This is a genomic window from Streptomyces sp. NPDC057445 (genome assembly GCF_042802855.1).
In the GTDB taxonomy this organism is placed as follows: domain Bacteria; phylum Actinomycetota; class Actinomycetes; order Streptomycetales; family Streptomycetaceae; genus Streptomyces.
In genome coordinates this window covers 18,875-37,871 of sequence record NZ_JBHVDH010000010.1, presented here as the reverse complement: position 1 = coordinate 37,871, position 18,997 = coordinate 18,875, and the positions used below count along the sequence as shown (strand labels likewise).

Here is an 18,997-nt window from a genome sequence, read left to right as displayed (position 1 = left end):
TGTCCGTCCTTACGGGTAAGACATCCCTAGTGGGGACGTACGACACGCAGGCTTTTGAGTCTCACGTTCGCCATCGGCGTACTGATGGCGAGGGTAACCACTTGGCCTGCGGGAACATCGTCTCGCACCATCGGGTTGGAGCATTTGTCGGCGTTCGGTGCAGGAGGCCAGCGACGGGTGTCGGCAGTTGGAATGAGCGGTCCCCGCTTGCGGGACTAAGCTGCGGAAGGACAGGGAGGGGATCGACCCCTAACTGACTGACCGCTCTGAGGAGCGATTAACGATGTTCGAGAGGTTCACCGACCGCGCGCGGCGGGTTGTCGTCCTGGCTCAGGAAGAAGCCCGGATGCTCAACCACAACTACATCGGCACCGAGCACATCCTCCTGGGCCTTATCCATGAGGGTGAGGGTGTCGCCGCTAAGGCCCTGGAGAGCCTCGGGATTTCGCTCGAGGCGGTCCGCCAGCAGGTGGAGGAGATCATCGGCCAGGGCCAGCAGGCCCCGTCCGGGCACATCCCCTTCACCCCTCGTGCCAAGAAGGTGCTGGAGCTGTCGCTCCGCGAAGCTCTTCAGCTGGGCCACAACTACATCGGCACGGAGCACATCCTGCTCGGCCTGATCCGCGAGGGCGAGGGCGTCGCCGCCCAGGTCCTCGTGAAGCTCGGCGCCGATCTCAACCGGGTGCGGCAGCAGGTCATCCAGCTGCTCTCCGGTTACCAGGGCAAGGAAGCCGCCACGGCAGGCGGCCCGGCCGAGGGCACGCCCTCGACCTCCCTCGTCCTCGACCAGTTCGGCCGGAATCTCACCCAGGCCGCTCGCGAGTCCAAGCTCGACCCGGTCATCGGGCGCGAGAAGGAGATCGAGCGGGTCATGCAGGTGCTGTCCCGCCGGACCAAGAACAACCCGGTCCTCATCGGCGAGCCCGGCGTCGGCAAGACGGCGGTCGTCGAGGGCCTGGCGCAGGCCATCGTCAAGGGCGAGGTGCCCGAGACCCTCAAGGACAAGCACCTCTACACCCTGGACCTCGGTGCGCTGGTCGCCGGCTCCCGTTACCGCGGTGACTTCGAGGAGCGCCTGAAGAAGGTCCTCAAGGAGATCCGCACCCGCGGCGACATCATCCTGTTCATCGACGAGCTCCACACCCTGGTGGGTGCGGGTGCCGCCGAGGGCGCGATCGACGCCGCCTCGATCCTCAAGCCGATGCTGGCGCGAGGCGAGCTGCAGACCATCGGTGCGACGACGCTCGACGAGTACCGCAAGCACCTGGAGAAGGACGCGGCCCTGGAGCGCCGTTTCCAGCCCATCCAGGTCGCGGAGCCGTCGCTGCCGCACACCATCGAGATCCTCAAGGGCCTGCGCGACCGTTACGAGGCGCACCACCGTGTCTCGATCACCGACGAGGCGCTGGTCCAGGCCGCCACCCTGGCCGACCGGTACATCTCGGACCGCTTCCTCCCGGACAAGGCGATCGACCTGATCGACGAGGCCGGCTCCCGGATGCGCATCCGCCGGATGACCGCGCCGCCGGACCTCCGCGAGTTCGACGAGAAGATCGCGGCCGTCCGCCGGGACAAGGAGTCCGCGATCGACTCCCAGGACTTCGAGAAGGCGGCCTCTCTCCGCGACAAGGAGAAGCAGCTGCTGGCGGCGAAGGCCAAGCGGGAGAAGGAGTGGAAGGCCGGCGACATGGACGTCGTCGCCGAGGTCGACGGCGAGCTGATCGCCGAGGTCCTCGCCACGGCCACCGGTATTCCGGTCTTCAAGCTGACGGAGGAGGAGTCCTCCCGTCTGCTCCGCATGGAGGACGAGCTCCACAAGCGCGTCATCGGCCAGAAGGACGCCATCAGGGCGCTGTCCCAGGCGATCCGGCGTACGCGTGCCGGTCTGAAGGACCCGAAGCGCCCCGGCGGTTCGTTCATCTTCGCCGGCCCGTCCGGTGTCGGTAAGACCGAGCTGTCCAAGACGCTCGCCGAATTCCTCTTCGGCGACGAGGATGCCCTGATCTCCCTCGACATGTCGGAGTTCAGCGAGAAGCACACGGTTTCCCGTCTCTTCGGTTCCCCGCCCGGATACGTGGGTTACGAAGAAGGCGGCCAGCTCACCGAGAAGGTGCGCCGGAAGCCGTTCTCCGTCGTCCTCTTCGACGAGGTCGAGAAGGCCCACCCCGATATCTTCAATTCCCTTCTCCAGATCCTGGAGGACGGTCGGCTGACCGACTCCCAGGGCCGGGTCGTGGACTTCAAGAACACGGTCATCATCATGACGACCAACCTCGGGACCCGGGACATCTCCAAGGGCTTCAACCTGGGCTTCGCAGCCCAGGGCGACACCAAGAGCACGTACGACCGGATGAAGGCGAAGGTCAACGAAGAGCTGAAGCAGCACTTCCGGCCCGAGTTCCTCAACCGTGTCGACGACACGGTCGTCTTCCACCAGCTCTCGCAGGAAGACATCATCCAGATCGTCGACCTGATGATCGCCAAGGTGGACGAGCGCCTGAAGGACCGCGACATGGGCATCGAGCTCAGCCAGGAGGCGAAGAACCTGCTGGCGAAGAAGGGCTACGACCCCGTGCTGGGTGCCCGGCCGCTGCGCCGGACGATCCAGCGCGAGATCGAGGACCTGCTCTCCGAGAAGATCCTCTTCGGTGAGCTGCGTCCCGGTCACATCGTGGTCGTCGACACCGAGGGCGAGGGTGAGGAGAAGAAGTTCACCTTCCGCGGCGAGGAGAAGTCGGCCCTGCCGGACGTCCCGCCGATCGAGTCGGCGGCGGGCGGCGGCGCGGGTCCGAACCTGTCGAAGGACGCGTAGCGCTCGGAACGCTTGAAGGGGCTGCCCCGGACCTGAGGTCCGGGGCAGCCCCTTCTTCATGGGCGGGCCTGTGAGCGGGCCGTGTTCCGCCGGCACGGGCGGTCCGGTCTACCGCGACTCGTCGAGTGCCACCTGCACCTCGGGGGCGAATCCGTCGACGCCGGAGAACCGGTCGCGGTCTCCGAGGACTCGAACCGTACGGAGCCCCTCCAGTGCGTGCAGCGGCGAGAGATCGGCGAGGAAGTTCCGCCGGAGGCGGTGGTCGACCACCACCTCGGTGATCTCCGGGAAGAGGCGGGGCACCTGATGAAGAGACCGTCCCCGGCTCCGCAGTTCGAGACGAAGCCTCCCGGCCGCAGGCACGGCCTCGGCAAGTCCGAGCTGCACGTTGTCCAGCGCGAGCTCCTCGACCGCGCCACCTCCCGGGATCGACAGGTCGGTCAGCGCCGTACAGCGGTCCACCTCGAGGTACGCCAGTTCCCGCGCCCCCCGCAGACAGCCGAGGTCCGTCAGCGACCTGTTCCCCGAGACACGGATCATGGTTGGTGCACAGGTCCCTACGGTCCGGCTGATCAGGTCCTCCGGGAGATCGCCGCTGAAGTGGATCCAGCCCCTGCCGCCCAGCGCGATCAGGGCCTCGGCCTGCTCGGCGTTCCGGATCGTGAACTGAAGGCCTTCCGGATCGACTGCCGCGACGACCTCGGCGGCGTACTGCCGGGTGTCGTAGCGGTCCCAGGCCCACACCAGCTGCGACCGCACCAGCAGCGACGGATGCGAGGCGTATGCGGCGAGGAAGGGAATCGCCGCGTGTGAGGCGATGTGGGATGCGGCGATCACGGTCATGCGGGCGGTCACGGCGTCGGACACCTCGTCGGGGCCCGGCAGCAGATCGAGCACCAGCGGGCCCGCAGAGGCCAGTTCGCGGGCCTCTTCGCTCGTGCGGGGCGGGATGACGTCCGCCGTACGGCTGAGCAGCGCACCCCGGATCTCCGGGGAGATCTCCGTCGCCTGTTCCATCGCGGCAGCCGCGACCACCAGGATGCGCAGCTGGGTCGAGCGGTCGGTCGCCGCGTCGGCCGCGCCCAGCAACTCCCGGAGGAGCTCGGCGCATTCACGGGGACGGGCATGGGCGACGGCCATGCGGATGACGTCCTCCCACTGGTCGTCGGCGGCATGCCGCGTCAGCAGTCCGATGTGCCATTCGTCGACGATGGCCTTCGCGGCGAGATAGTCCTGGAAGGTGCGGTGGACGAAGTCGACGGCACCCGGGGACGGTTCGCGCAACAGGCCGCTGCGGTGCAGCAGATGTGTGAACACCGCCCGGGGGTCGTCGGCGGCCGCCGCCTCGGGAACGGCGGGAATCGCCCCGAGGACGAGCGACTCGGCACGTGAACGGTCCATTTCCGTGCGGCCGTTGAGTGTGAGCCAGTACGCGAGGCGCTGGACCAGCTGGATCTGCGGGGCTTCGGCGAGGTCGACGCCGGACGGCGTCCCCATGTCCCGCTCGCGGTCGCGGCGGTCGAGCAGCATCGAGAGCGCGGCCTCGTAGAGGGCCTTGCGACCGCGCGGCAGGTAGCCGCGGCGGTCGCGGTGCAGAGCGCAGATGAGGCCGCACATCAGCGGGTTGGTGGCGAGGCGGGCGAGGTCCTGTCCGGTGCGGAGGGCATCGAGCAGCGGTTGCTCGTACGACCCGGCGTCGGGCCCCGCGGCCCGGTGCCAGCGGCGCACGAAGGACGTCACCTCGGTGCGGCGCATGGGGGAGAGGGCGAGCTCGGTGAAGCCGTCGGGGGAGAGCCAGTCGTCCCGTACGGCGGAGGGGCGGGAGGTGACGAGCCAGCGGTTGCCCGCGTCGTAGGTGGCGAGCAGATCGCGCAGCCAGCGGCGGGTGCGTTCGCGCTCGGGCTCGGGTACCTCGTCGATGCCGTCGACGAGGACGAGGCCGCGGCCTGTGGAAAGTACCCGGTCGGCCCAGCCGTCGGGCGGGGTGAGGGGGCAGCCGGCGGCGGCGAGGAAGCGGTCGGGGGCGGGCATCCGCTCGCCGTGGCGGGTGAGGGTGCGCAGGGGCAGGACGAACGGGACGCGGTCACGGAGGTACGCCATCCGCTCGTCGGGGTCCTGGCCCGCGGCCGAGACGGCGAGCCACTGGACGAGCGTGGTCTTGCCGGAGCCCGCCACCCCGCGCAGCAGGACCCTGTCCTGGCGCGCGAGGGCCTCGTCGGCGGGGATCGCCGTATCGGGTCCTGCCCATCGTTCGGGGTGGGGCTCGGCGGAGGCGGTTGCCCGGACCGGCCCGGTTTCCGTCGGCGCGGCGGCCTCGAGCGACAGATACGCCAGATCCAGCGGCCATGCGTCCGGTGAGTTGTGCAGGTCGATCCCGTAGATCGTCAGGCTTCCGTGCTTCTTCGCGACGTACGACAGATAGCGGCGCTCGAAGGCCACGTCGCGGCCGTCGGCGCGGGGGCTGCGAAGGATCAGCTCGTCGAGCTTCGCGAGCAGCTCGGCCTGGGTGCGGCTCTGCTCGACCAGGGTGCGGGCGACGAAGGACGAGCGCTGGGTGAAGAACTGGAGGACGTGCAGGCAGGCCCACTCGGTGATCGAGTCCAGGAAGACGGTGGAATCCGCCGACAGCCCCTCGGCGCCGCGCCGCGCCGCCGTTGCGGTGCGCAGCCGGCGTGCCAGTTCGCGATGGCCGTGGCGCACCGCCTGGACGTCGTCCATGTCCAGGTCGCCGAGGGCGAGCAGAGTGCGGGCGAGGGCGCCGGAGACGGCCTCGGTCTCGTCCGGCGGGAAGGGGCGCTCCCCGGGCCCTTCCACGGCGCGGGCGACGAGGGTGCGCGCGAGCCTCCGTACGTCCTTCTCGGTCAGGGTGCGCTGCTCGCCGCGGAAGGAGACCAGCCCGGAGAGCCGCACGGGCCTGTCGGTGAGGGCGGCGCCGCTGCCTTCCCGTACCAGGAGCTGTTTCAGCAGGGGGGTGATGGCTGCCGATGCCAGCCGGGTGCCGATGAGCGCGGGCTCCATGCAGTGTTCCCCTCAGCTCCCCCGGACCCAGAGATCCACAGTCTCGGACGGGGTGATTCCCCCCGGAAACGCCGTCTCCGGCGTGACCTGCGTCGCACCGCCTCTGCCGTTCCCTAACGGGACTTTGGTCCCGAATCGGAAGGACTTCGGTCCCACCGGCCGTGACAAGGCGCACAGGCCGTTCCGAGCCTACTACCGACGTTAGTGGGGTCGCGAGGCGATGTCCGGGGGTCGCGGGGCCGCTGCGGGTGGGGTCGCGGGTGGGTCGGCAGGGCGTTCGAGGGGGATGGGGGCCGACGCGGCGCTGGCGCAGCCTCTACATGGGGCTAAACCGCACTTCGTCCGGAGATTTCGGACAATGCCGGACGGTGGATCCCGGGGCCGTCAAGGGTCCTGCTCACACGGCCGCGGCTACGACGGGATGTCGTAGATGGGGGGTTTGAGGTGGATTGGGGGGCTGGGTTACCAAGGTGTGGCACCCGGTGCTCCTGCGCCGGGTCCGTTCATGCCCGATCAGCCCGGAGGTTCTTCCCGCATGTCGAAGCGCAACATCAACCGTCTCCGCCCGTCCGTGCTCCGTACCCGTGGCTCCGTCGTGGCAGCCGGACTCGGCGCCGTGATGGTCGTCGGAGCCGGTGCCGGTGTCGCCGCCGCCGATGCGGGCAAGACCGCCCCGGCCGCCGCGACCCCCGCCGTCGTCAAGGCCGTCCAGGCGAAGGCCGACAAGGCCCCCGCGGCGAAGAAGGCCCCGTCCTGGGTCAAGCCCGTCGCGCGCTACACCCTCAGCGCGAGCTTCAACCAGGGCGGCGCCATGTGGTCCCACAAGCACTCCGGCCAGGACTTCGCCGTTCCGGTCGGCACCGCGGTGAAGGCGGCGCACGGCGGCGTCGTCGTGAAGGCCGGCCCGAACGGCGGCGGCGACGGCCCCGCGTACGGCAACGCCATCGTGATCAAGCACGACAACGGCAAGTACTCGCAGTACGCCCACCTGTCGAAGATCAACGTCTCGGCCGGCCAGGCCGTGAAGACGGGCCAGAACATCGCCCTGTCCGGCAACACCGGCAACTCGTCCGGCCCGCACCTGCACTTCGAGATCCGTACGACCCCGAACTACGGTTCCGCGCTCAACCCCGCCTCCTTCCTGCGCGGTGTCGGCGTCACGATCTGACGCCTACTCCCGCGGCCCCTGGAAGGCCTGGGTCACCAGATCGATGGCGACCTCGAGGACAGCTTCGCGCTTCTCCTCGGGGTCGCCTTCGACGCTCTGCATGAAGAACGTGCCGGCGTGCATCGTGAACAGCGCGCTGACGCAGCGGACCTGGTCGGCCATGCTCAGGTCGGGTTCCTGGATCAGCCGGGTCATGGTGATCATGCGCTCCTTGAAGGTCTCCCCGATGCTCAGGTCGCGCACGGTGGCCTGGTTCTCCTGCATGAAGCGGACGAGCGGGGCGGCCGCCCCGAGCGCGGACTGATAGCGGCGCAGGATCTCCTGCTTGGTCTCCAGCGTGCGCGGCTGCGTCTGCGCCCAGGCGATCAGCTCGTCGATGGGCCGGGTCAGATCCTCGAAGAGACTGATGACGATGTCTTCTTTGGTCTTGAAGTGGTAGTACAGCGCCGCCTTCGTGACCTGCAGCTTCTCGGCGATCTCGCGGAGAGACGTCTTCTCGTACCCGTGCTCGGCGAAGAGTTCCAGGGCGACGTCCTGAATCCGCTGCCGGGTGTTGCCTCTGGCCATGGGCCTCTCCTGAAGACATGCCTGCGCATCTACTTACTTGACGCCCGGCTAGTTAGGGTCTAGCTTCCCATTGTAGTGAACTAGCCGGGCGGCAAGTAAGTACCCAGGGGAGTGGGACCGTGGCGGGACAGGAACCATCGAAGAAGGCAGCACCCGAGGAGCCGGAGGCGGGTCGGCAGGGCGGGGCGCAGCCGCGCAGCGTCCGGGTCGTTCTCCTCGCGCTCATGATCGCGATGCTGCTGGCGATGCTCGACAACATGATCATCGGCACCGCGATGCCGACGATCGTCGGTGAGCTCGGCGGCCTCGAGCATCTGTCATGGGTGGTCACCGCATACACCCTGGCCACCGCCGCCTCCACGCCCATCTGGGGCAAGCTCGGCGACATGTACGGCCGCAAGGGCGTCTTCCTCACCTCGATCGTGATCTTCCTGATCGGGTCGGCGCTCAGCGGAATGGCCCAGGACATGAGCCAGCTGATCGGTTTCCGTGCCGTCCAGGGTCTCGGCGCCGGCGGACTGATGGTCGGCGTCATGGCGATCATCGGTGACCTCATACCGCCCCGGGAGCGCGGCAGGTACCAGGGCATGATGGCCGGCGTCATGGCCCTCGCCATGATCGGCGGACCCCTGGTCGGCGGCACCATCACCGACCACTGGGGCTGGCGCTGGAGCTTCTACATCAACCTGCCGCTCGGCGCCGTCGCCCTCACCATGCTCACCGTCGTACTGCACCTGCCCAAGCGCGAGCGCGGCGCGGACAAGGTTCGTGTCGACTATCTGGGCACCGCGCTGCTGACCGTCGGCATCACCTCGATCGTGCTCGTCACCACCTGGGGCGGTACCGAGTACGCCTGGGGCTCCGCCGTGATCATGGAGCTTGTCGCGATCGGCGTCGTGGCGCTCGTGGGCTTCCTCTTCGTCGAGACCAAGGTCCCGGAACCGATCATCCCGCTGCACATCTTCCGCAGCCGCAACTTCACCCTGATGTCGGTGATCGGCTTCCTGACCGGCTTCGTGATGTTCGGCGCGGTGCTCTTCCTGCCGCTGTTCCAGCAGTCCGTGCAGGGCGCGTCGGCCACCAACTCCGGACTGCTCCTGCTGCCGATGCTGCTCTCGATGATGGTCGTCTCGCTGATCGCGGGCCGGGTCACCACGAACAGCGGCAAGTACAAGATCTTCCCGATCATCGGCGGCGCACTGATGGTGGTGGGTCTCTTCCTCCTGGCGCAGATGGACACCGGTACGTCCCGGCTCACCTCCGGGCTCTACATGGCCGTCCTCGGCGCCGGCATGGGCTTCCTGATGCAGATCACGATGCTGGTCGCGCAGAACAGCGTCGAGCTCAAGGACATGGGCGTCGCGTCCTCGTCCACCACCCTGTTCCGTACGCTCGGCTCCTCCTTCGGTGTCGCGATCATGGGCGCCCTCTTCACCTCACGGGTGCAGGACGAGATGACGGCCCACGGCGGGTCCGCGCTCACCCAGCAGTCCGCACAGCTGGACGCGGCGAGCCTGGCGAAGCTTCCGGAGCAGGTACGCGAGGCGTACCAGTTCGCGGTGTCCTCCGGCACGCACTCCGCCTTCCTCCTCGGCTCGGCCGTCGCGGTGATCGGGTTCCTCGCGGCGTTCTTCGTCAAGGAGGAGCCGCTGAAGGGCGCGGGCCCGGCGAAGCCGGCCGCGGACGCCGCGCAGGACGCGCCCAAGCTGGCCGAGACCGTCTGACCGGCGCGCGCTTCCGCCACGGCAGGCAGATGAGGGCCCCCGGTGCCACCGCACCGGGGGCCTTGTCGGTGGGGCCGCTGTCAGTGGGGCGTGCCGGCATCGGATACGGGGAGAAACACGGGGGAACGCGCCACCCCGGTGACCGCACACCTCGCCCATCTGCGGCAGCTGCGCCTCGCCAAGGACGCGATGGACCGCGACTGGGCAGAGCCCCTCGACCTGGAGGCGGTGGCAGCCCATGCCGGGCACTCACGCTTCCACTCGTCCGGGCCTTCAAGGCGGGCTACGGCGAGACGCCCGGCCGGTATCTGTCGCGCAGACGCATGGAGCGCGCCGAGGAGCTCCTGCGCCGCGCGGATCTGTCGGTCACGCCGAAATCTGCTCACTGGTCGGTCTCAGCAGTCTCGGCACCCTCTCGGCCCGGTTCAGGCAACAGACCCCGTGGCCGTTCGCCACTGGTGGGGGGCTCCCCGGCGAAGCCAGGGGGAGTGCCCCAGCACCGGACGCCGCAGGCCCCCGCCCCTTCGGCCCGACGCCGCTACTTCCCCGGCCACGGCCTGGGCCCGGTGCCCGCCGACGCGTCAGTCCGCGAGCAGGGGGATCGAGAAGCTGCCGCTGTTCGTCGGCGCGTGTTCGGGGAGCCAGAGCACCGCGATCGCGCCGCTGGCGGCATCACCGGGGGCCGCGGCACCTTCGGGGCTCGCGTTGCGGAAGGTGAGCCGGGCGCCGAGGACCCGGGCCTGGCCGGCCGCGATCGTGAGGCCCAGTCCGTGGCCGTGCCCGGCCCGGTCGCTCGCGCCCGTGCGGAACCTGCTCGGCCCCTCACGCAGCAACGCCTCGGGGAAGCCGGGGCCGTGATCGCGCACCCGCACGACCCGGCCCTCGACGGTGACTTCGACGGGTGTGCCGCCGTGCTTGGCCGCATTGGCCAGCAGATTGCCCAGGATCCTTTCCAGCCGCCGCGGATCGGTGTTGACCCAGGAGTCGTGGACGACGCGCACGACCGTGTCCGGGTTCAGCACGGCGACACGGCGGCTGACGAACTCGCCCAGGGCTATCTCCTGGAGCTCGGCCCGCTCGGAGGCGCTGTCCAGCCGCGCCACCTCCAACACGTCCTCGACCAGCGTGCGCAGGGCCTGTGCCCGGTCCCGTACCAGCTCGGAAGGGCGGCCGGGCGGAAGCAGCTCGGCGGCAGTGAGCAGCCCGGTCACGGGGGTGCGCAGCTCGTGGGCGATGTCGGCGGTGACGCGGCGCTCCGCCTCGATGCGCTCGTTCAGCGCGTCGGTCAGGGCGTCGACGGCCCGTGCCAGTTCGTCCGTCTCGTCACGTACGACGCCGCCGACGGCTTCCCGGACGCGTATCTCCGTGTTGCCCTGCGCGACCTTGCCGGCCGCGGCGGCGGCCTTGCGCAGCCTGCGCGAGAGCTGGCCGCCGATGAGCACGCCGAGCGCGGAGCCAGCGAACACCACCGACACCGAGCCGATGATCAGCGCCCGGTCGAGGTCCCGCATGATCGCTGAACTGCGGTCGGCGATGCGGTTGTGCAGGGACAGCACGTCGCCGTTGCCGAGCGGCACGGCCGCCCATATGTCGGGGGCCCCGCCGTGGTGCTCCTGCACATAGGTGCCCTGGCGGCCGCCCTCGAGCAGGTGCCTCAGTTCGCGGGGCAGTGCGGGATCGTTGAGCTTCGTGCCGAACTTGGGCGCGGTCTTCGGCTTGGTGGTCTCGTAGATGCGCTGGGCGAAGAGCAGCCGGTTCATCTGCAGGTCGCGGGCGTTCTCCAGCATCGAGACACGGGCGGAGTTGTGCACCACCAGGCTCAGCGCGAAGGCGATCAGCGCACCGACCGCCGCGATCGCGACGCTGATCTTCCACCGGACACCGGTGCGCAGGGCGAGGCGCTTCATGCGGGGTCCTGTTCTGCGCCGGTGCGCGGGGCGGGTTCCTTCATGCCTTGAGCTTGTAGCCGAAGCCCCGGACGGTTTCGATCCGGTCCTGGCCGATCTTCGTACGGAGCCGCTGTACGTGGACGTCGACCACGCGGGTGTCCCCGCCCCAGCCGTAGTCCCAGACCCGCTCCAGCAGCTTGTCCCTCGACAGCACCGTGCCCGGTGCGGACGAGAACTCCAGCAACAGCCGCATCTCGGTCGGGGTCAGTCCGACCGGCTCTCCGGCGCGGCGCACTTCCATGCCGTCCGTGTCGATCTCCAGGTCGCCGAAGGTGAGCACGCCGTGCTCGCCCGGCTGTCCGGGCAAGCCCGAGTCGCCGGCGACACCGCCCGCATGCCCGAAGCGGCGCAGCACCGCACGGATCCGGGCGACCAGCACGGCCCCGTCGAACGGTTTGGTGACGTAGTCGTCGGCGCCGGCCTCGAGGCCGAGCACGACGTCGATCGAATCCGCCCGCGCCGAGAGCATGATCACGGGCACGGTCGACTCGTCCCGGATCCGCCGGCAGAGGCTGACGCCGTCGAGCCCCGGGAGCATCACATCGAGCAGCGCGATGTCGGGACGGTCCGTGCGGAAGGCCTCCAGCCCGGCGAGCCCGTCCGGCATGGCGGTCACCGTGAAGCCGTCGCGCTCCAGCGCGAGCTGGGTGGCTTCCCGGATGACGTCGTCGTCCTCGACGAACAGGACATGTGTCTCGGCCATCCTGCTGTACTCCGCTGCTCTCTCGATTTCCGCTGGGCTGTGGATCATGTGTCGTGGCGGCCGGTGTCCGGCGTCCTACCGGAGGCCGCCGCCCTCGGTGCCGGGTGCCGGATGCCGCATGCCGCCGACGTCGGCGTAGGTCAGCGCGGTGCCGTCGGTACCGGATCGTCCGCGACAGCGCCGCCCATGCCCCGGCTGTACTCGTTCTCGACCCGGTCGTGCTCGGTGAACCTGTTCCCCGTCCAGCGGTACGTGATCACGATCTGGCCGGAGGGGTACGAGACCGGGTCGCCCTTCGCGTACACCTGCTTGGTGACGACCAGATCGCCCCGGTCGATGGTCGAGTAGACCGCGGGCTCCTCTGCGGCGAAGACATTCTCGTAGCCGTTGTCGCCCTCGCGATACACATACGTGCCGATGCCCACGGCATCTCCGCACGTCAGCACATTCACCACGACATCGGGCACCGGGCTGCTGGTGACGTTCCCGTACGACGTGTCGATGGGGTACGCGTCGTCCGCGCACTCCTTCAGATCGGCCTTGACCCGCTTGCCGACCTTGGGGTCGTCCAGTATCAGCCGGACCGCGTCGACCTTCTTCACCGGCGAGGAGGTCGCGTTGGGCTCGTGGGTCGACGGTGACTGCGCCACCGGATCGGTCCGCGCCGGCCCCTCGTCGCGGGTCCCCGTCCCGCCCGTCGAGCAACCGGCCGCGAACAGCCCGAAGGCGGCGAGGCCGGCCACTGCCGTGCCACTCGCCGCCCATCGGCAGAAGCCGCCTCTGGAGCTTTCGCCGTCTCCGGCGCCGATGCCGTCTCCGGCTAGGCCGCGCACCGCTCCCCCCGTCCCTCATGACGTGCGTACGTACGTTCACCACGCTGCCCGGGAACCCGCGCCCCACGGCGTCCGGCCCCCCCGGTCCCGTGGCTCTCCAGCCCCCGGCCTTCCTGCTCGCGGCTCTCCAGCTCCTGGCGGAGCCGGGCGAGCGCCCGGTGCAGGGTGCTCTTCACCGTACCGGTCGACATGCCGAGCGCGGCGGCGGTCTCCTCGGTGCTCATCTGCTCCCAGTGCCGCAGCACCACGACGCTGCGCTGCTTGGGGGCCAGCACCTTGAGGACATCCATGAGCAGGGCCCGGTCCGCGTGCTGCTCGGTGGCGTCCTCGACGCTCGCCTCCGGCAGCTGCTCGGTCGGAACCTCCTCGAGCTTGCGGGCCCGCCACCACTCGGTGCGGGTGTTGATCATGACGCGGCGGAGGTAGGCGTCGGCGAGCGACTTGTCGGCGATGCCGTCCCACCGGCCGTACGTCCTGACCAGCGCGGTCTGCAGCAGGTCCTGGGCGTCGACCGGGTCGGGGACGAGGCGCCGGGCGCTGCGCAGCAACGCCTCCTGCCGGGTGCGTACGTACTCCTCGAATTCGAGCACCTCGCCGTGCGCCATTACAACCGCCTCCGTCCCCGTAACAAGCCCCGTGGCAACCGTGTGCTGCCGTGCGTTCTCGTGGTTTCCCTTACGCCACAAGAAGCTACGGAGCTGTTGTCACGAGGCTGTGCGGGGAAGCCCTCGGAGGGCGCACGGCCGTCCATCGGTTGTGTAACAGCGGCATCCGCTGAGGTTTACCGCGGATTCTCAGGTGAGAGGCAGTCGAAACCGGTCATTCTCCAGCGGCTCGACCAAACCGTCCGCAACCAGCCCGTCCAGGGCACGGGCCCGTTGCACCGGCTCGTCCCAGACCCGGTCCAGGACCGCCAGCGGCACCGGCGCGACCGCGTCGCGCAGCACCGCGAGCAGCTTGCCGCGCACCTGGCGGTCGGTGCCCGCGTACGTCTGACCGCGCCGCGGCGGCCCCTCGTGCGCCGGCTTCCCCGCCAGCCGCCACGCGCACAGCCCGGCGACCGGGCAGCGCCCGCATTCCTCGTTGCGCGCGGTGCACACGAGTGCGCCGAGCTCCATCGAGGCCGCTGCCCAGCGCGCCGCCGTTGCGTCGTCCTCGGGCAACAGCGCGCGTGCGAGGCGGCGTTCGGCGGCCGTGGTCGCGTTCGGCGGGTACTGGATCCCGGTCGCCGCGCGCGCGAACACCCGGCGGACGTTCGTGTCGAGGACCGGGTGCCGCTGCCCGTACGCGAACGACGCGACCGCTGCCGCCGTGTACTCGCCGATGCCGGGCAGCGCCAGCAGCTGTGAGTGTTCGCGCGGTACGTCACCGCCGTGCCGCTCCGTTATCGCCACCGCGGCGCCGTGCAGCCGCAGCGCACGGCGCGGATAGCCCAGCCGGCCCCAGGCACGCACGGCCTCGCCGGGCGCTTCGGCGGCAAGGTCGGCAGGCCGCGGCCAGCGGGCCAGCCACTGCTCGTAGACCGGGAGCACCCGGCTGACGGGGGTCTGCTGCAGCATGAACTCGCTGACCATCACGCCCCAGGCACCGGCATCAGGGCGGCGCCAGGGGAGATCACGGGCGTGCTGGTCGAACCAGGCGAGGACGGGGGCGTGGAGGACGGCGGCGTCCTCGGACGCGTCGCGGGCGATGTCGACACCGGAGGAGTCGTCGACGGCGGGGGAGGGGATGTCGGTCGCAGTCATGGCACTTCCGATCCTGGCATGCTCAGGGGCGCGCACGGCGCATGCGCTCCGTGAAGCGGTCCGGGGTGGCGTACATGTCACCCGGAGCCGATGAGCGTCGCGGCCGGGCATGAGCGGTCGACGGCCGCACGACCCGGGGCCGGTACGCGTACCGCAGGCGCACCCGCCCGGCGCCGTCGACCGGCCGGCCCCCGACCAACGCGGGGGTCAACAGGGCTGCTCCGTACGGTCGATCCCTACGACCCGTGATGATGATCGACAAAATCGTTCAGCATGGGCGGCGGGTGGGGCGGGAGTTGCCGGCGATCTCTCGTACAGTTCGGTGCGTGGGATCTCTGCGCAATCCGGTCGGGCCGCTTCCCTCCTCCATCTACTGGCGACGGAGGGCAGTCGCGCTGTCCCTGTTGGCGCTGCTCGCGCTGCTGATCGCCTGGGCCGTCGGTACCGGCGGCGGGGGCGGCAGCAAGGGCGGCGACGACGGCAAGCCGGGCGGCGCGGGTCCCGCACCCTCCATCACCCCGGGCGACGACCCGTCGGGCCCCGCGATCAGTGAACAGCCGGGCGGACGCGACGAGTCGGACGAGACGGACGGACCGGGCGGCAGCGACGGCACCGGCGACGACGGCGGCACGGAAGGTTCCGACGGCGCCGGCAAGAACGGCGACCCGGGCGCGAGCGGCGCCGCGAACGGCGGTGGGAGCGTGGGCCGGCAGGTCCCCGCCGGCTCACCTCTGCCGAACTGCTCCTCGGGCACACTGCAGTTGACCCTGCGCAGTGCCAAGGTGTCGTACGCGCCGGACGAGAAGCCGCGCTTCCAGCTCATCGCGAAGAACACGTCCACCGTCGCGTGCAAGGCCGACTTCGGCCCGAAGGCCGCGGTCCTGGTCATCAGCGACAACGAGGACGACGAGGTCTGGTCGTCGAAGGACTGTCCGCGCGGCGGTGGCAGCCTGCTGCTGGAGGTCCCCGCGAACTCGACGATCACGCACACCGTCGACTGGGACCGCCGCCCGAGCGCCGCCCGGTGCGCCACACCGCCGGCGGCCCAGGCCCCGGCCGGCACCTACCTGGTCGAGGCCACGTTCCCGGGTGTGACGGTGACACCTGCATCGTTCCGCCTGGACAAGGACTAGGGTCTCTCGTTCGGATCTTGCCGGGTTCGCGTGCCCTGGTGCCGCGCCTCGCTGCGTCGTCCTCGGTCGCCTACGTCCCCGCAGCTACCGCTGGGGTGCCCGTCCACCGCGTGATCTCCTTCCTCCGCCATGCGATGCACGCCGCCGGAACCCGTTCACCGATCCGGCCTGATCCGAACGAAAGACCCCACGAACGGCGGGAGCCCGTTGTCTGACGGCCTCTTGGCCGCGACGGAGGCGGGAGTCGCCCGGCGGAGGCGGAGTTGCCCGGCAGCGGCCGGAGCTGCTCGGCGAGGCGGGCGCCAGGGCGCATGCCGGCAGTCGTGTCCCCGCGAGGCCAACTGCACGAGGCGATCTGCGTGAGGTGATCTGTGCGAGGCGCTGCCCGAGGGGCAGGGGATCTCCGCAAGGCGCTCCCCGAAGAACGGCGAAGAGCCGTTCCGGCCGGGGCGCGTGAGCACGGCGGGCATGGTCGCCCGGCGCGCCCGGCCCCGGCGCGGGCTCAGACGTAGCGCTCCAGGATGGACGACTCCGCCAGCCGCGACAGCCCTTCGCGGACGCTGCGCGCACGCGCCTCGCCGACGCCGTCGACCGCCTGGAGATCGTCGACGCTCGCGGCGAGCAGCTTCTGGAGGCCCCCGAAGTGCTCGACGAGCCGCTCGATGATCGCGCCCGGCAGCCGCGGAACCTTCGCCAGCAGCCGGTAGCCGCGGGGCGAGACTGCGGAGTCCAGGGTCTCGGGGGAGCCGCTGTAGCCCAGGGCCCGCGCCACGATGGGCAGTTCGAGCAGTTCCGCGTGCGTCAGCTCGTTGAGCTCGACGAGCGCCTCGTCGACGGTACGGGACCGTTTCGCCGTCGGTTCCGGGACGTAGTCGCGGACGACGAGTTCCCGCTCGGGTTCCACGCCCGCGATCAGCTCGTCGAGCTGGAGCGCCAGCAGCCGCCCGTCGGTGCCCAGCTCCACCACGTACTCCGTGATCTCCGTCGCGATCCGGCGCACCATCTCCAGCCGTTGCGCGACCGCCGTGACGTCCCGGACCGTCACCAGGTCCTCGATCTCCAGCGCGGAGAGTGTCCCGGCGACCTCGTCGAGGCGCAGCTTGTAGCGCTCTAGGGTCGCCAGCGCCTGGTTCGCCCGGGACAGGATCGCCGCTGACTCCTCCAGGACCCGCCGCTCCCCGTCCACGTACAAGGCGATGAGGCGCATCGACTGCGAGACGGACACCACGGGGAAGCCGCACTGCTTGGAGACCCGGTCCGCGGTCCGGTGCCGGGTGCCCGTCTCCTCCGTGGGGATGGATGCGTCCGGAACCAGCTGCACGCCCGCCCTGAGGATCTTGGTGATGTCCTTGTCGAGAATGAGCGCCCCGTCGAGCTTGCACAGCTCACGCAGTCGCGTCGCCGTGAACTCCACGTCCAGCACAAAGCCGCCCGTGCACATCGACTCGACCGTTTTGTCCATTCCGAGGACGATCAGCCCGCCGGTGTTACCCCGCAGAATGCGCTCCAGACCGTCGCGCAGGCCGGTGCCCGGGGCGACCGCACTCAGAGAGGCGCGCATCAGCCACTCCTTGCCGGATCCCCCGGAGCCTCCGCCTGACTTTCCGGGTGCTGAGCCCCGGTCGTTGGCTGCCACTGCACTCCTCCGGCTCGTACGGATGGGCGAGACCAGGGCAAAGTCTAGCGACCCCGGCCAGGCCAGGGCGGCGTCGCGTGACGATGGCCGCCGTGCGGAGCTTCGCCCGGGGGCGCCCTGCCGCGCTTCCGGCAGTCGCCCCGGCTCCGTCATCGTCTCTCGCCGCCGCTCCCCCTGAGCGGCTTTCTCGCCAGGACCGGGCCCGGCGCCGCTACCGGCGCACCTCGTCCGTCCGCGGGGCCTCCGGCCTGCGACCCCGCGGGAGCACCCGCAGCGCGTCGCCCATATCGGCGACTTCCGTGACCTTCATACCGGGCGGGATCTTGCCCGGGTCGGTCGGAACCAGGGCGTGCGTGAAGCCGAGGCGGTGGGCCTCCGCCAGCCGGCGCTGGACGCCCGTGACCCGTCTGACCTCGCCCGCGAGGCCGACCTCGCCGATCGCCACCAGGTTCTTCGGAAGGGGGGTGTCGCTCGCCGCGGACGCCAGCGCCAGCGCGATCGCGAGATCCGCGGCCGGCTCCGAGAGCTTCACACCGCCGACCGTCGCGCTGTAGATGTCCCGCTTTCCCAGCGCGCTGATGCGGCCCCGCTGCTCCAGCACGGCCAGCATCATCGACACTCGGGACGTCTCCAGGCCCGAGGTCGTGCGCCGGGGCGACGGGATCTGTGAGTCGACGGTCAGGGCCTGCACCTCGGCGACGAGCGGGCGGCGGCCCTCCAGCGTCACGGTGAGGCATGTACCCGGCACGGGCTCGTCGCGCCGGGTGAGGAACAGTCCGCTGGGGTCGGCGAGGCCGACGATGCCCTCGTCGTGCAGCTCGAAGCAGCCGACCTCGTCCGTCGCTCCGTAACGGTTCTTGACGCCCCGTACGAGCCGGAGCCGCGCATGCCGGTCGCCCTCGAAGTGCAGCACGACGTCCACGAGATGCTCCAGCAGCCGCGGACCCGCGATCGCTCCGTCCTTGGTGACATGGCCCACCAGCAGCGTCGACATCCCGCGCTCCTTGGACGCGCGGATCAGCGCGCCCGCGACCTCACGCACCTGCGCCATCCCGCCGGGCGCCCCGTCGATCTCGGGCGAGGCCACGGTCTGGACGGAGTCCAGGATCAGCAGCGAGGGCTTGACCGCGTCGAGATGGCCGAGGACCGCGGAGAGATCGGTCTCCGCGGCGAGATACAGATGGTCGTTCAGCGCGTTGATCCGGTCGGCGCGCAGCCTGACCTGGCTCGCGGACTCCTCGCCCGTGACGTACAGGGTGCGATGGTCCTCGCTCGCCGCCTTGGCGGCGACGTCGAGCAGCAGCGTGGATTTGCCGACGCCCGGCTCGCCCGCGAGCAGGACGACCGCTCCCGGCACCAGTCCGCCGCCGAGGACCCGGTCCAGCTCGTCGACGCCGGTCGTGCGCGCGGTGGCATGCCTGACGTCGACCTGGCCGATGGGCAGCGCGGCGTTGGTGACCCGGCCCGCAGCTGTCGTACGGACCGCGGGTGCGCCGTACTCCTCCACCGTGCCCCAGGCCTGGCACTCCGGGCAGCGGCCGAGCCATTTGGCGGTCGTCCAGCCGCACTCGGTGCAGCGGTAGGACGGCCTGTCCTTGGCGGTTTTCGTACGGGCAGCCATGCGCGCAACCGTAGCTGGCCCCACTGACACCCGTGCACGGCTCCCGGTGCCGGGGACAAGCACAGTGACCACGACAGAGGCACATGCC

13 protein-coding genes and 1 pseudogene are annotated in these 18,997 nt (G+C 70.3%); 5 read left to right on the top strand and 9 right to left on the bottom strand.

Translation table 11 applies throughout. From position 1 onward, the window contains the following. Positions 1-283: 283 nt before the first annotated feature. Positions 284-2,812: an ATP-dependent Clp protease ATP-binding subunit gene (locus ACFU5O_RS21710; protein ID WP_384242881.1), complete on the top strand. Its 2,529-nt coding sequence runs from the start codon at positions 284-286 to the stop codon at positions 2,810-2,812. Positions 2,813-2,920: 108 nt separating this feature from the next. Here the strand turns inward: ACFU5O_RS21710 and ACFU5O_RS21705 are convergent, their stop codons facing one another. Then, positions 2,921-5,830, bottom strand: a complete 2,910-nt coding sequence (locus ACFU5O_RS21705; RefSeq protein ID WP_384242878.1) for an NACHT domain-containing protein — start codon at positions 5,828-5,830, stop codon at positions 2,921-2,923. 535 nt (positions 5,831-6,365) lie between these two features. Between ACFU5O_RS21705 and ACFU5O_RS21700 the strand changes: the two genes are divergently transcribed. Next, the gene (locus ACFU5O_RS21700; protein WP_384242875.1) at positions 6,366-6,998 is read left to right on the top strand and encodes a M23 family metallopeptidase; all 633 of its coding nucleotides are present in this window, start codon (positions 6,366-6,368) and stop codon (positions 6,996-6,998) included. A 3-nt stretch (positions 6,999-7,001) separates the two neighbouring features. Here ACFU5O_RS21700 and ACFU5O_RS21695 read toward each other — a convergent pair whose 3' ends face one another. Continuing rightward, positions 7,002-7,565, bottom strand: a complete 564-nt coding sequence (locus tag ACFU5O_RS21695) for a TetR/AcrR family transcriptional regulator (RefSeq protein WP_384242872.1) — start codon at positions 7,563-7,565, stop codon at positions 7,002-7,004. A 119-nt stretch (positions 7,566-7,684) separates the two neighbouring features. Between ACFU5O_RS21695 and ACFU5O_RS21690 the strand changes: the two genes are divergently transcribed. Both ACFU5O_RS21690 and ACFU5O_RS21685 read left to right on the top strand, forming a co-directional pair. After that, positions 7,685-9,289 carry an MDR family MFS transporter gene (locus ACFU5O_RS21690; RefSeq protein ID WP_384242870.1) on the top strand — a complete coding sequence of 535 codons (1,605 nt, stop codon included), beginning with the start codon at positions 7,685-7,687 and terminating at the stop codon, positions 9,287-9,289. Positions 9,290-9,478: 189 nt separating this feature from the next. Next, positions 9,479-9,728: pseudogene (locus tag ACFU5O_RS21685) on the top strand (helix-turn-helix transcriptional regulator); the annotation flags it as partial. 142 nt (positions 9,729-9,870) lie between these two features. Here the strand turns inward: ACFU5O_RS21685 and cseC are convergent. The 5 genes from cseC to ACFU5O_RS21660 form a co-directional block, all read right to left on the bottom strand. Then, on the bottom strand, positions 9,871-11,196 hold the full coding sequence (gene cseC / locus ACFU5O_RS21680; RefSeq protein WP_384242867.1) for a two-component system sensor histidine kinase CseC: 1,326 nt from the start codon (positions 11,194-11,196) through the stop codon (positions 9,871-9,873). 40 nt (positions 11,197-11,236) lie between these two features. Then, positions 11,237-11,941, bottom strand: coding sequence for a two-component system response regulator CseB (gene cseB / locus ACFU5O_RS21675; protein ID WP_384242864.1), 705 nt, complete (start codon positions 11,939-11,941; stop codon positions 11,237-11,239). 140 nt (positions 11,942-12,081) lie between these two features. Next, positions 12,082-12,774, bottom strand: a complete 693-nt coding sequence (locus tag ACFU5O_RS21670; protein ID WP_384242861.1) for a hypothetical protein — start codon at positions 12,772-12,774, stop codon at positions 12,082-12,084. Continuing rightward, complete coding sequence (locus ACFU5O_RS21665; RefSeq protein ID WP_384242859.1) at positions 12,762-13,379, bottom strand: SigE family RNA polymerase sigma factor; 618 nt, start codon at positions 13,377-13,379, stop codon at positions 12,762-12,764. Before ACFU5O_RS21665 ends, ACFU5O_RS21670 begins: the two co-directional genes overlap by 13 nt. A 189-nt stretch (positions 13,380-13,568) precedes the next feature. Next, positions 13,569-14,519: an A/G-specific adenine glycosylase gene (locus ACFU5O_RS21660; protein WP_384242857.1), complete on the bottom strand. Its 951-nt coding sequence runs from the start codon at positions 14,517-14,519 to the stop codon at positions 13,569-13,571. A gap of 326 nt (positions 14,520-14,845) precedes the next feature. Here ACFU5O_RS21660 and ACFU5O_RS21655 point away from each other — a divergent pair, with 326 nt between their 5' ends. Then, positions 14,846-15,652, top strand: coding sequence for a hypothetical protein (locus ACFU5O_RS21655; protein ID WP_384242854.1), 807 nt, complete (start codon positions 14,846-14,848; stop codon positions 15,650-15,652). A 502-nt stretch (positions 15,653-16,154) separates the two neighbouring features. On the opposite strand, the gene disA is transcribed toward ACFU5O_RS21655, so the two are convergent. Both disA and radA read right to left on the bottom strand, forming a co-directional pair. Next, a complete protein-coding gene (gene disA, locus ACFU5O_RS21650) occupies positions 16,155-17,288 on the bottom strand; it encodes a DNA integrity scanning diadenylate cyclase DisA (protein ID WP_384242851.1) in 1,134 nt (377 codons plus the stop codon). A gap of 211 nt (positions 17,289-17,499) precedes the next feature. Continuing rightward, positions 17,500-18,909, bottom strand: coding sequence for a DNA repair protein RadA (radA, locus tag ACFU5O_RS21645; protein WP_384242848.1), 1,410 nt, complete (start codon positions 18,907-18,909; stop codon positions 17,500-17,502). Between the last annotated feature and the right edge of the window lie 88 nt (positions 18,910-18,997).